The organism is Virgibacillus halodenitrificans (assembly GCF_001878675.1).
Classification (GTDB): Bacteria; Bacillota; Bacilli; order Bacillales; family Amphibacillaceae; genus Virgibacillus_Q; species Virgibacillus_Q halodenitrificans.
On record NZ_CP017962.1, the window covers coordinates 1063024 to 1076831 of the forward strand.

General features: G+C 39.8%; 14 protein-coding genes. 5 read left to right on the top strand and 9 right to left on the bottom strand.

Annotated elements, in window-relative coordinates:
• Positions 1-3: 3 nt before the first annotated feature.
• On the top strand, positions 4-708 hold the full coding sequence (locus BME96_RS05505) for a hypothetical protein (protein WP_071648533.1): 705 nt from the start codon (positions 4-6) through the stop codon (positions 706-708).
• Between the two features lie 394 nt (positions 709-1102).
• Here the strand turns inward: BME96_RS05505 and msrA are convergent, their stop codons facing one another.
• Positions 1103-1831 (bottom strand): peptide-methionine (S)-S-oxide reductase MsrA, encoded by a 729-nt coding sequence (gene msrA, locus BME96_RS05510; RefSeq protein ID WP_071648534.1) that lies wholly within the window; start codon positions 1829-1831, stop codon positions 1103-1105.
• 228 nt (positions 1832-2059) lie between these two features.
• Here msrA and BME96_RS05515 point away from each other — a divergent pair, with 228 nt between their 5' ends.
• On the top strand, positions 2060-2593 hold the full coding sequence (locus BME96_RS05515; protein WP_060678684.1) for a hypothetical protein: 534 nt from the start codon (positions 2060-2062) through the stop codon (positions 2591-2593).
• 173 nt (positions 2594-2766) lie between these two features.
• On the opposite strand, the gene BME96_RS05520 is transcribed toward BME96_RS05515, so the two are convergent.
• From BME96_RS05520 to BME96_RS20035, 6 genes are all read right to left on the bottom strand, one after another.
• Positions 2767-3102: a hypothetical protein gene (locus tag BME96_RS05520; RefSeq protein ID WP_071648535.1), complete on the bottom strand. Its 336-nt coding sequence runs from the start codon at positions 3100-3102 to the stop codon at positions 2767-2769.
• A gap of 447 nt (positions 3103-3549) precedes the next feature.
• A complete protein-coding gene (locus BME96_RS05530; protein ID WP_071648537.1) occupies positions 3550-4671 on the bottom strand; it encodes a M20 peptidase aminoacylase family protein in 1122 nt (373 codons plus the stop codon).
• A gap of 62 nt (positions 4672-4733) precedes the next feature.
• Positions 4734-5432, bottom strand: coding sequence for an N-acetyltransferase (locus BME96_RS05535; protein ID WP_071648538.1), 699 nt, complete (start codon positions 5430-5432; stop codon positions 4734-4736).
• A gap of 2 nt (positions 5433-5434) precedes the next feature.
• The gene (locus BME96_RS05540; protein ID WP_071649963.1) at positions 5435-6544 is read right to left on the bottom strand and encodes a mandelate racemase/muconate lactonizing enzyme family protein; all 1110 of its coding nucleotides are present in this window, start codon (positions 6542-6544) and stop codon (positions 5435-5437) included.
• 458 nt (positions 6545-7002) lie between these two features.
• The gene (locus tag BME96_RS05550; RefSeq protein ID WP_071648540.1) at positions 7003-7383 is read right to left on the bottom strand and encodes a potassium channel family protein; all 381 of its coding nucleotides are present in this window, start codon (positions 7381-7383) and stop codon (positions 7003-7005) included.
• Positions 7384-7668: 285 nt separating this feature from the next.
• Positions 7669-7803: a hypothetical protein gene (locus tag BME96_RS20035; protein ID WP_269321198.1), complete on the bottom strand. Its 135-nt coding sequence runs from the start codon at positions 7801-7803 to the stop codon at positions 7669-7671.
• Between the two features lie 142 nt (positions 7804-7945).
• Between BME96_RS20035 and BME96_RS20040 the strand changes: the two genes are divergently transcribed.
• A complete protein-coding gene (locus BME96_RS20040) occupies positions 7946-9076 on the top strand; it encodes an SEC-C metal-binding domain-containing protein (protein WP_071648541.1) in 1131 nt (376 codons plus the stop codon).
• 547 nt (positions 9077-9623) lie between these two features.
• Here the strand turns inward: BME96_RS20040 and BME96_RS05560 are convergent.
• A complete protein-coding gene (locus BME96_RS05560; RefSeq protein ID WP_071648542.1) occupies positions 9624-9833 on the bottom strand; it encodes a hypothetical protein in 210 nt (69 codons plus the stop codon).
• 220 nt (positions 9834-10053) lie between these two features.
• On the opposite strand from BME96_RS05560, the gene BME96_RS05565 reads away from it, so the two are divergent.
• A complete protein-coding gene (locus tag BME96_RS05565) occupies positions 10054-10560 on the top strand; it encodes a hypothetical protein (protein WP_071648543.1) in 507 nt (168 codons plus the stop codon).
• 92 nt (positions 10561-10652) lie between these two features.
• Here BME96_RS05565 and BME96_RS05570 read toward each other — a convergent pair whose 3' ends face one another.
• Positions 10653-12137: an MDR family MFS transporter gene (locus BME96_RS05570; protein ID WP_060678692.1), complete on the bottom strand. Its 1485-nt coding sequence runs from the start codon at positions 12135-12137 to the stop codon at positions 10653-10655.
• An 892-nt stretch (positions 12138-13029) separates the two neighbouring features.
• Between BME96_RS05570 and BME96_RS05580 the strand changes: the two genes are divergently transcribed.
• Positions 13030-13662: a hypothetical protein gene (locus BME96_RS05580; RefSeq protein WP_019375673.1), complete on the top strand. Its 633-nt coding sequence runs from the start codon at positions 13030-13032 to the stop codon at positions 13660-13662.
• The last annotated feature ends 146 nt before the right edge of the window (positions 13663-13808 follow it).

Below are 13808 nucleotides of genomic sequence, written 5' to 3' on the forward strand. Positions count from 1 at the left end.
AACATGAGTAATGCCATTATTTTACCTTTAACAGCAGCACAAGAAATGGTGATTGCTTCTGATAATAGTGGAGCGATCGGAGAAAAAGAAATGGACGCGGTTCATGTTCCAAACACAGTGGTAGCACATTACGCATGCCGTGTTGCTATGATGGATTTACTAGCCGTGGGAGGCGAACCGAATGCTGTCGTCATGCAAAATTTCACTGATGAAGCAGCCTGGCATGCCTATCAGCTAGGAGTCAGACAGGTGATGGACGAACTGGATTATGATGCAATACCGATTACAGGAAGTACAGAAAGTAATTTTCCTGGACTGCAATCCGGCCTGGGATTAACGGTGATTGGGAAACGATCCGTTGGTGCAGCGCCAGATGTTATCTCTGAGCATGTGCGGTTTGCTGTAATTGGAGTGCCGCTAGTAGGAAATGAAGTGGTGGAACAAGCTGACAAAATAGCACCACTTCGCTTATTTAAAAAACTTTGCGATATGGCTGTCGTAAAAGGTGTTGCACCAGTTGGCTCCAAAGGAATTGCAGCAACCTGGCAAAAATGGACGAACAGAACCGCCTGCCATCTTAGCTGCAGTGAGGATATCATGAAATCAGCTGGTCCGGCAACCTGTTTTATTATTGCTTATGAAAGGGAAAATACCAGGCTTGTCGAGAGCATTGCAGGGACACATTATCATGAATTGATTGTTGGGTAGATTTGGGGACGCGTGATTGAAGGGGATTTTAATCGGCTGCAGGCCAGGTTAATCCGCCGGAGAGTGGGGAAATCGGCTGCAGGTATGGATAATCCGCCGGAGAGAAAAATAATCATCCGCAGGTAGGAACAATCCCCTGGAGAAGAAAATAATCGTCCGCAGGTAGGAATAATCCGCCGGAGAGAGAAATAATCGTCCGCAGGTAAAAATAATCCGCCGGAGAGAGAAATAATCATCCGCAGATAGGAATAATCCGCTGGAGAGGGAAACAATCATCCGCAGATAGGAATAATCCGCTGGAGAGCAAAACAATCCGCACTAATGTGAAATCAACATATAATAATACCCATAAATCAAGGGCAACAATGATAAATTGTATGCCCTTGGTTTTTATTTATTTACTTAGCTTTTCCACAATTTCTTTATCCATTTCAATTGGATCAATCGCAAACTGATTTGCAGTGTTTAAGTTTATATGACAGTAGCCATTTGGATTTTTTTCTAAATAATCCTGATGAAATTCTTCTGCCTTATAAAAGTTCTCCAGTGGCTGCGCTTCAGTTACAATGGTATCCTTATAATATTCCTGTTCGCGCTCGATTGCTGATTTTACCACTTTTTCTTCAGCCGGGTCAGTAAAGTAAATACCTGTTCGATATTGAACCCCGACATCGTTACCCTGCTTGTTTTTAGAGGTTGGATCAATGACCTGGAACAATCTGTCAATCAACGTATCCAAGGAAACACGCTCTGGATCATACGTAACCTCTACCGTTTCAGCAAAATTCTGATCGCCTTTAATGACATCCTCGTAGCTTGGATTTTTACCCTTACCATTGGCATAACCAGAAACAACTTGAGATACCCCGTAAATGCGATTCATATATGCTTCCACACCCCAGAAGCAACCACCAGCAAAATAAATCTTTTTCAGGTCGCGTCCTTCGTATTCTAAGTGTTCATTAATATTTTTTACATCAGGTTTCAACATGTAACCATCTCCTTCTTCTGCAGGTTTGGGATCTGGATGATTATTCGTAGAACTACCGAGAGACATTCCCATGCATGCCGCAAGAAAAACACCGCAAAGCACAATGAAAAACAATTTAAAGGTAACATGCATATGAGGCACCTCTTTTCTTAGAATGGTAGAGCGCAAGTGGAAGAGCAATGTACGAAATTTTGGATGAGGATCTTTATTTCCTTTATAACACAGGAAAGACCGTAGTGATACCATTTTGCTTTAAAGGAGTGTCGTGGAATATTCTCTTCTTTAATAAAATATTGTATGATGGAAAGGAATACATACTATTACGAATGTACAAAATTTTTCTGAGAGGCAGGTTAGAAAGTGAACTTGGTAGCATGGTTGATTGTTGTTTGCGAAATTAGTTTTTGGGTTTTCATCATTGCAGGATTAGTGACAAGATATATTTTTAATCAGAAAAAAGCGGGTCTACTATTGCTAGCTATGACTCCTTTGGTTGATGTGGTACTGTTTATCGTTACTGGTATAGACATATATCGGGGTGCTGTACCAACTATCGCGCATAGTATCGCACCACTTTATATTGCTATTTCCATCGTGTACGGGAAAAGTATGATCCGCTGGGCTGACGAACGATTTCTTTACTATGTGAAGCGAGAAGGGCCGAAGCCAAAACGTAGGATCGGCATGGATTATGCCAAGCACAGCATGAAGGGGTCGTTGCAGCACGTGCTGGCATACATGATTGGGGGAGCAATGCTGCTGTTCATGATCTATTATATTGGTACTGATGTTGACACAACAGAGCTTTGGGCAACGCTTAGAGTTTGGGGGATTATCGTGATCATAGATAATGCCATCTCCATAAGCTATTTTATTTGGCCAAGAAAAGCATAAACTTATTTTTTACAAGATAAAAAGCTAGTTATAAACAGTACAGGATGTCCTATTGAACATTTTCACAAGATAAAAAACCTCTAGTATCAGTACAGGATTTCCTGGTGAACACAGAAATGTACTGTGGTTATAAAACTTTATTTAAAAAGAACTTGGCCGGATGATGTTCGTTATCAGAAATCATTTTCCATATTAATTAAAAAAGTCTTATCTTCGTCTGTTATTGGCTGATGGTTAATCTGTAGTTTCGAATTCAACAAAACTTTCCCCTCAGCCATTACTGACTCAGGTAAAACACATGGAATATCCCGGTCGATTACCTTTCCTTCTAAATCATAAAATAAGTAACCCTCTTTTTGATCATAAATAAAGGAATTGATTTTTATATTTGGTGTAATGAGTAAAGTGATTTTCTCCTCCTCATTCCATATGACCTTAATAAGGGTTTTCTTTTTTATTTTATTTTCAACTAAAACTTTTAATGTACTAAGTGATACTGCTTCTTCCATTGGTAGACCTCCAAGCAACTTGGTGTTATTCCTGTTTAATAATCTTATTATATCCATAACAGATGCGCCCACTCAAATGAGAGGCGGACGGCGTGATATGAGAGACCCACGCACCGAAATGAGAGAGCCAGGCCTTGGTATGAGAGACCAGCGGGCCCAAATGAGAGATCCCCGCGCGGATATGAGAGACTCACCCACTCAAATGAGAGCTGCACGTCAATATGAGAGAGCCACTCACCCAAATGAGAGATCCCCGCGCCAATATGAGAGACTCACCCACTCAAATGAGAGAGCCCCACGCCAATATGAGAGACTCACCCACTCAAATGAGAGAGCCCCGCGCCAATATGAGAGACTACCCACTCAAATGAGAGAGTCAGCGCCAATATGAGAGACCCACTCACCCAGATGAGAGAGCCCGCGCCAATATGACCCCACACCATCCACCTAAACGCCATAAACTTCCTTCACAGCTGCGTATAAAATAGCTACACCATTCGTTAAGGCTTTTTCATTAAATGTCATGTTGGGGTGATGCAGTCCTGGCTTTAGGTCACATCCCAGACCGAGCATAGTTGCTTTTAAGTCTGGTCGTTTGATGGTGTAGAAATGAAAGTCATCGCCTCCTGGGGTAACAAGTGGGGGATCTACATGCTCTCTTCCTAATACAGCAACAGCTGCCTTTTCCATAATCTGAATTGCTTTTTCATTTGTTTCAGCTGCAGGAATTTTTTCTTTATGTGTAATAGCCACTTTTACATCATAAAGCTGATGCATTGCCTCAAGTATTTCATCGACTTTCTTCTCCAGTTCATCCATGACCTGATTATTCTGTGCACGCATATCAATGGCAAAAGTGGCGTGGCCTGGGATAATGTTTGTGCTTTTGCCACCTGCATGTACATTTGTCATCTTAGCTGAAAACGGGATGCGTGGATTTAAATGGATATTTCCAAGCAGATTAACAATTTCTGTAATCACTTCAATTGCGTTAACATTTAAATGCGGTCTTGCCGCATGCGCATCATGTCCGGTTATCTCTGCTTCATATACGGTTGTGGCTCCATGGATAATGACAGGGGTTGCGTGTCCCATCGCGGTTTCTTCCTGTGGGCGGAGATGTATACCGAATAAGTAATCCACCTCGTCCAGTCCCCTTTTCTCCACCATTTTTAGCGCACCGGCACCTTGTTCTTCCGCAGGTTGAAAAATAAATTTGATCGCGATGTTATTTTTGAGTGAGGGATTTTCCTCCAGCTTCCATAATAATCCAAGTACCATCGCCATATGTGCATCATGACCGCACGAGTGGTTTGGCTGGAATGTACCGTTCACTTCCTGCCATAATGCATCCATATCGGCGCGGATGGCTACAACCGGAAGATTACTGTTAAAATTTCCATATGCACCAATAACTCCTGTACAATCATCAAACGTCGTTACCTCACACCCATTATCCTTTAAAATGGATGCAATATACTTCGTTGTTTCCATCTCTTCCCAGCTTATTTCCGCATGTTCATGCAAGTAATGAAACGTATTTATCACTTGCTCCTGAAGCTTACTCATTCTGATCCTCGCCTTCCTCTGTGTTGATATTTTATTCTATGAAAAAATTCCTTCGAAGCACTCTATTTCGAATAGATCACTTCAACTTTTTCATCGGAGGCTTGAATGGAAATACCACGATATCCTTCTTGGAGTAATTGCTGTTGTACTTCTGTTTGGGCCATGCCAACGGTTTTTGATTGCATGGCTGGAGTGTCTCTTTTGGCCTTAAAATCACGAAAAAGTACATAACGCAGCTTTCCATTATATTTTTCCTTTAAAGCAATGATTTTCATCCCCAAAGCAATCTTGTCCTTCAAACTGGGAATGTTGAATGGGGCAACGGTTGTCGCAACATACCGAAAGCGAGACTTATCGATTTTTTCCATGACAACCTTTCCCATCTGGGTCTGCAGGCCATTCCCACGAAATTCGGGATGCACGACGGAAATTTCCGAGTACATCATCAAACGTTTTGCCTCATCTGACAGACCGGCATCGGAACCAAGATGCTCCGGATCGTCAACTGGCGGTATGAGCATTGCACGAAAGGCAATCAAGTTTTCCTTCACATAGATACCAATCATAAAACCATTTCCAGATAAAATATTTTCAATTTCCTCATCACTTAGAGGTTGAAGGGCATCAGATTGTGCAACAGCCTGTCTAACTACTTCCTGAAGCTGAAAAATTTCATCCACATTTTTCATATCTAAAAGGCGAATCTCAAATGATTCCCTGCTTTTTTGCAGCTTTCCGTGTTCGATTATTGACTCTTCCACAATTATTTTACCTCCTTGGAATAGACAGTTAATGCATGTAAAATATCCTCGTTCACATCAACACCAAGTCCGGCTTTTTCGTTTAATTGAATAAAAGGTACATCATAATGCAGATTACCAATATCTTTGGAAAATTTTAATGGCCCAGTCAGCTCCACACTGCTAATTGTTTTTTTTGAAAAGGCTACATGAAAACCAGCAGCCGAACCAACAGAGGATTCTACCATGGAACCAACCTGGCAATCGATACCAGCCATTTCTGCCATAGCGGCAAGCTTAGCGGCAGGGTACATGCCACCACATTTCATAAGCTTAATGTTCACTTTATCAGCTGCTCGCTTCGCAATAATTTCGCGCATCTGTTTAAAACCGACAAGTGCCTCATCTGCCATGATCGGAGTAGAGGATTTTGCTTTTACTTCTGCAAGTGCATCGATATCCTCGGCAACGACCGGCTGCTCAAGCCAATCTAGTGCTACGTTTTTCAAGGCATCAAGTGCTTGCAAGGTTTTAGCAGCCGATTTCCACCCCTGATTCACGTCTACCCGGATAGCAGCCTTGTTTCCAACACGGTCACTCACAGCTTTGATCCGCGCCACGTCGTCCGCTACATCATAGCCAACCTTCATTTTAAAAGAAGTGTATCCTTTAGCGACACGATCTTCTGCACTGGCAGCCATTTTTTCTGGTGTATCAATACTTAACACATGCGTGATGGGGAATTTTTCGTGATATCGACCACCAAGCAACACATATGCAGGCACATGTAGTGCTTTTCCCACAACATCATAGCAGGCAATATCAATTGCAGCCTTCGCGGTTGGAGCGCCTAGGATAGCTTTGTTCATGACATCATGTATTTTTTCCAAATTCATCGGATTTTGCCCAATAAGCTGTGGAGCAAGTGTCTTCGTTATTATCTGAAATACACTTTCCACAGATTCGCCTGTTACATGTTCATCAGCCACCCCTTCACCATAACCTACCCAACCGTCCTCAGTCGTTAGCTTAACTATTACGGAGGGCATGCTGTCATAGGAGGCATAGCTGATGACAAAAGGCTCGATTAATGGGAATTCAACTACAAAAACTTCTATGCTATGTATTTTCATATAAATCTCCTTCATTTTTTCTCCACCTCAACCTAAAGCTGGAGCGTTTTCTTATAGGTTAAATATGAACGAAAAACTTAGCAAGTGTCAATGGGAAGGAAGGGAAAATTGAATAATTTGTAGGAGGCGGGATGAAGGAGTTCTGAAATGAGAGAGCCTCGTGTTCAAATGAGAGACACACGAGTCCAGATGAGAGAGCCTAGGATCCAAATGAGAGAGCCCCGCATTCAGATGAGAGAGCCATGCGTCCAAATGAGAGAGCTGCGTATTCAGATGAGAGAGCTGCGCATTCAGATGAGAGACACACGCATCCAGATGAGAGAACCCCGCATTCAAATGAGTGCTCCGCCCACCCCAATAAGAAAGCTCTCCCAAAAATGAGAGAGCTCCCAGTATGAGTAAGCTAGCGCGGCGAACAATAAGTCGGTGCATGCCTTGCGCTGGTCCTCAATCAACTATTAATCTTTTTTTCTAGTTCGATTCGATTCTTTCAATTCAGCTCTTTTTTCTTCTGATAGTTCAAATTTCACGACAGCAAATCCGATCATTACAATAATCATAAGCATGACACCAACACCTACAACAAGGTAGATCATCGTAAACCATTTACTGACGGTAGCTTCTGGGATCAGCCCGGTAGTTACACTTGTTGGAATCAAGCTGACAAATGCGTAATAGAAGGCATCCAAGAAGGACCAGCCTTCGATTCGACTGTAGAACAGTGTCCCGGATAATAATATTATTGCTAAGGTAGCTAATAAGGATTTAAACACGCGTTCCTTCATTAGACGGAAAACTGCTGACAACAAACGCTTTAAGGTTAAAAAGAATGAAATCATTTTTTCTCCACTCCGATATCTTGAGATGTATGTTGCTTTCCATAGAAACTACTCATAAACAGTTTTTGGAAAAACAAGATGAGTATCATTTTACAAGAAGAGAATTGGTTTGCCTAATAAAAACAACACGAAAAAGGCAAGTTCGTGTTATGAATATACGAGATTTAGGAATTTACTGAAGCCGTTTTTTACAAACATTACCTTATAGCACGCAAATATTAAAATAACCGAGTTACCAGATTCCTCATCATTTATCTTTATAAATTATCTTCATGCTTCCTGCTATCAAACTTTTGTAGCATTTTCTCCAGCCTGTTTACCTTCAAAACTAAATAAACTACCAAAACCAGCAGCACGATAGGAATGACCCAAGTGACAAAAATACCAACTATTATTGCGAGTAAAGAAGTCACGCATCATAAATCCCCCCGTTTTATTATCTATATGGTAACATAGCTGGCAAATGAAAAACTTTACAATTGTTGTCAGTACACAGCCTAACTGTAAAATATCCGCTAATTCATGTATAATAGCAGGTAGATCAGTAATTGAGGTGGTAGTTATGAACGAAGATAAGCAGTGGAAAGAAATAAATTCTAAACAAACATTAAAAGAAGGACTTGCCAACTATTCTAAAGATGAGCTTACAGAAATAAGAAAGTTTTTGAATATAAAAAATGCAAGCAGCTTAAAGAAGGCTGAGCTTATAGACTTGTTGGATGAAACGATTCCAGAAAGCCTGCAGGAGGTTTGCCAGATTTGGGACAAGGAGCGATTTCAGCTATTACAAACAATAGCTAAAAATGGAGGTTTCATTCCAGCACCTGAACTGGAACCTGAGCAGTATAGTTATTTGCGTGCTACTGGATTTGTCTTTACTGGAACGAATAATGGGAAAAAGATACTCGCGGTGCCAACAGATATAATCGAACAAATAAAATCATTGCAAACAAACTTTCAAGTAAAAGCAGCTATAAAAAGAAATACAGAATGGATCCAGCTTACCCATGGTCTGCTCTATTTTTATGGAACGTTGAAAATTTATCATCTTGCTGAAATGCTAAAAGAATACACAGGTGAATCAATTCATATTGACGACTACCTTGAGGTTATTTTTGATGCTAACGAATATTATGATGAGCTGCAGCTTGGTATATCCGGATTATCCTATTGGAGAGTAGAGGATCCGGAAAGTGTTCTACGGGAGCATGAAATGAGAAAAGATGTCCCATATTATCCATTTACAAAAAAGCAAGTTTTGCAAGCAGCTGAGCCAGGTTATGTAGAAAAAAACCAAATGTACAAGCAATTGGTAGCACATATTTTAAAAAATTATGAAGCAGGTCGAGAAGAAGTAGAAACGATTGTTGCAGATGGAGTGGATTTTATTCAGGAAGGCGTAGGTCCTAATGAGGTTATACACTATTTCAACGATATTTTCGAAGCTGATAGCAAAAAACAATTGCAAGCAATGATTGACAAAGTATCTCGGCTCATGAATCACACAAGGCAATGGGATTTGAAGGGGCACATGCCAATTGAATTATCAAATGTTGACAGATCAATTCTACGCCAATTACCTAATTATGAAGGTCATTCAAATCCTGCGGAAGCGCAAGTAAAAGTAGGCCGAAATGATCCATGCCCATGCGGAAGCGGGAAAAAATATAAAAAATGTTGTTTGAATAAATAATGGCAACTAGTAAAAGATCGCGGACAGTCTTGGACTGTCCGTTTTTTTGTGTGGGGCGCGTCTAATGGACAGAATAGTGTTGTTTGGCATGAAAATTGTCCAATAGAAGCAGTCTAATGGACAAAATAGCGTTGCTCCGCATGAAAATTGTCCAATAGAAGCAGTCTAATAGACAGACTAGCACTGTTTCGCATGAGAACTGTCCAATAGAAGCAGTCTAATGGACAAAATAGCACTGATTCGCATGAAAATTGTCCAATAGAAGCGATCTAATGGACAGAATAGCACTGATTCGTATGAAAATTGTCCAATAGAAGTGGTCTAATGGACAAAATAGCGCTGCTCCGCATGAGAAGTGTCCAATAGAAGCGATCTAATAGACAGACTAGCGCTTCTCCGCATGAAAAGTGTCCAATAGAAGTGATCTAATGGACAAACTAGCGCAGATCTGCCTCTCATAAGTGTCTAATAAGAATTCAGGCACAGTCAAGCTTCTATTAAATTCGAAAATAAGCTAGCCTTATTAAAATTAAATTATCACTCAGCCTCACTCAAACTCTTCCTTCTTCTCCGAATGCTTTATATCCATTAACCACCATAAACCTGTAGTGATCAACGATGCAGTAAGTATCTCTCCGATTAAATCTGTTGTTGGTTGATGCTGGTATAATAAGTGAACGAGGCTTTGGCCTGCAGTAGAAAAAATAAATATCTTTGTATATTTCCATATGTAACTTCTCTTCGAATAAGCGCGCATGAGGTCCCCTCCCCCGTTATGTACTAGCTTCCAATTTCTTAAGTAACACGTCTAGTTTAACAAAATTTGGAATAACTGTGGGTGTCCATTAACTAAATTGAGTGTGCAGGCTGAAACTTTTTATCTGGTAATTCGTAACCATACATACTACTGTTTTCAAAATTCAACAGAACAGAGAACAAAGAATGAATGCTTTAAATGTTTTAAAAGGATGATTAAAATGCCAATTGTACAGACGCTATTTATTTTATACATCGTAACTTTTTTGTTAATGTTTATCTTCATTTATCGTAGCAACAGGCGTGAAAAAGAAGAAGAGAATATGGGGTTAGTCATGGTTACTATGGTTTCCGCATTGCTTGCATTGGCACCTACAGTCCTTTTTGCAATTATATTGTTGGCGCTCGTGGGATCTGCAAATGTGGTGGATACGATGTTTAGCCTTCATATAGACATCACTGATATCATTTTCTTTTCTATTGGTGTGCTTATCTATCTATTTACAATTGATAGTATCATTGAAGCGATTGTAAAATATCTTGTAGGAAAAACCAGTTTCGATCATGCCATTATATTGTTAACTCGAGTAGGGGCTTTTTACTTCATTGGCTTGCTTATTGGTTTAAATCAGACAAACAGCATTGTCGTTGGGGGAGGAGTGGCACTCATTATTCTTGTGTTGGAGCTTTTATTTAAGCTGAGGGAAAATAATCGGAAGGAAAAATAACATGGAATGAAGGTATCAAATAAACTAAAAAAACCCCGCCCATATACTGCATAGGCGGGGGTTTTTTAACTAAATTATTTCAAAATAATCGATTAACCTTGCTCTTGTAACTCATCCTCCTGCTTAGGCGGCACAGCCCGATATACGACAAATGCCAGAATAACAGCAAGAATTGAAATGGCAAAAGCGATGAAGTAGACCAACTCGACACCAGCAACCATCGCCTGCTTAATGGTTGCAGGATCTTGCGGATTACTTGCTTGCCCCAAGAAGTGAAGCTGCCTTGCATTCATGATGCTTATAAATACAGAAACACCAATGGCTCCGGCAACTGGCTGCAATGTTGTCATTACCGCAGTTCCATGTGGATACAGATGCTTGGGCAATTGATTTAACCCGTTCGTTTCAGCAGGCATCATGATCGCAGATACAGAAAGCATTAATAGAATATACCCGGTAATGACCACCCATATTGGTGTATCCACATCTAACCGGCTAAACATAAATACCGTACCACTCAATACGAAAGTTGCTGGAATCATCAACCACCGCGGTCCGAACTTATCAAATAAATGCCCCATAAATGGTGACATGATCCCATTCAATATACTACCTGGCAGTAAGATTAAGCCAGCGGTAGCAGCAGTTAACGCAAGCGGTCCCTGCATATAGATTGGCAAAATAATTTCAGAAGCGAACATGGACATGATGATAATCAAAAACATAATAACCGCATGGGTATACATCGGATATTTGAACACTCTTAAATTCATTACTGGCTCTTCCAACTTAAGCTGTCTAACCGAAAATAAAATGATCCCCACAATTCCTAAGGTAATTGGGATGAGCACTCCAGGGCTAAGAAAACCTGCATCACTTTCCCCAGCAGCACTAAAACCATAGATAATCGAACCGAAACCGATCGTAGAAAATACTAAGGAAAGAACATCAATTTTCGGCTTAGTCACTTCAGAAACATTAATTAAGAACTTGTAAGCAAATGCAATTGAAAAAACTGCAAAAGGAAGCACGGTAATAAATAAATAGCGCCAGCCTAAGTACTCCACGATCACCCCTGATAAGGTAGGACCAATTGCCGGAGCAAACATAATTACAAGGCCAACGATTCCCATGATTTTTCCACGTTTATGTGGAGGGTAAATTAATAAGAATACATTAAAAATAATTGGCATGAGCAAACCAGTTCCTACAGCTTGAATCAACCGACCAACCAATAAGATAGAAAAACTGGGCGCCATCGCACTGATCGCTGTTCCAATAGAAAAAACGGTCATCGTCCCCAGGAAAAGCTGGCGGGTGGTAAACCACTGCAGCAACAAGGCAGACACAGGTATAACAATTCCCATTACCAACATAAAACCAGTCGCCATCCACTGCACAGTAGGCAGTGAAATATGAAATTCCTCCATTAATGTTGTTAGCGCAATATTTAACAACGTCTCATTTAGTATTGCAAAAAAAGCACCAATAATTAGCGAAAGCATAATCGGCAAAGTTTTTACATTGGGATCCTCTGATAAATATTCGTATTTTTTTGGTGTATGATTATCCTTCATCCAAAAACCCTCTCCATACCTATATTAAAAAACTGCTCTCTGAAAGGCTAAAACAGATATTAAAGGAGAGTAGCACCAATCACGCGCTCCTCTCCTGTCATTACTACAGAGAACAAATTATTTTATCCAGATAAGTATAAAGGTTTTTATCCAGGAAGGGAATAAAAAGGTGTTATGAAAGCAAACATTTATTTTGCAAAATGCCCTCCAAATGAAAACCCACGTAGTATGAGACACAAGCGCACCCAAATGAGAGAATCCGCGCCAGTATGAGAGGCAAGCCTATCCAAATGAGAGAGCCCGCGTCAGTATGAGAGGCAAGCCCACCCAAATGAGAGAACCCACGACAATATGAGACACACGCACATCCAAATGAAAGAACCAGAGCCAGTATGAGAGCCCAAGATGGAAGGGTCCAGTAAGCAATGAAATTTTTGACACATGTTAAAAATAAACAGCAGTATGAAGATGTGTTTCTAACTTACTGGCTCACGTGCTTTTTCATCTCAAAAAACCCGAGTATTCCCACACCTATATAGGTGATCAGAAAAGCAATACTAAGAATGATAGAAAGCTGAAATAACTTTATTAGTGTATAGACTGCGGAAAAAGCTATGGTAATGAGATAGAGATATCCTTTGCTTTTCCTCTTTATATACAAATACTTAAAAATAATAAAACTTAGGCCACAAGATACTAGATTAGCAAAGAACAGCATTATTCCAAAGAGTAGATTTTCCATAATCTCAAAACTTCCTTTCCAGATAGTGACATATGAAAGTGAATAAGAGTAGGGTATAGTTGCTTCTGATTTTAGCATAGGTATAGACGGATAAAATGGGAGATATGATAAAATTGTAATCAATAGAATTCTGTTTAAAGGAGAATCTTTTTGAAAAAAATTATCTGGGTTTTTATAGCTATTTCAGTAAGTTTTATGCTCACCAGCTGCAATTCCGATGCAAAGAAAGAGTCTTCCAAACAAGGAGAGGATCCAATCCTTATTAAAGGTCATGCGTTTGGATTAGATTCGATAGGCACCTTTTATAGATACAGAAAGGCTGAAAATGTCGGGACTTTCAAAACAGGGCCAATTATAGTTGAAATTGAAGCTGCAGAAACAGTGCAGGGACGTATAACAACAGAATTCAGAACAAGTGACGATACGATCTACAATCCAATGGAATTAGTTAATGTTCACATTCGATTTAAATTAAATAAAGAAGTTAACGATAATATCTCATTCAATAATGAAAAACATTTACACCTCAAGACAAATACTGGGGATATGATTAAACAACCAGACCAGTTCATGAGTAGTGTCCTTAATATTTCTACATTAAAGAACACACAAGAAACTGGAATGGATAGTCATCTTCGTCAATTTACTTTTCTGTTAAAAAAAACGACTGCAAAAGAATTGAAAAACGCAACGTTACTTATTGATGCACCTGTTAATAGAAGTGGTGACTCACTTGGAAAGGATCTGGAAATTGAAATAGATTTTCACAAGGACAATAGTTAATACTTAGTTGACCTTTCTAATCTAAATCATCCATTCATTCACAGAATAGTATGATACAATAAGTCTAAAATTGGAATTATTAGGTATTTAATTGAAACCAACCAAGAAACGAAACGTATGAAAAGTGAGGAGACATTTTTTAAAAA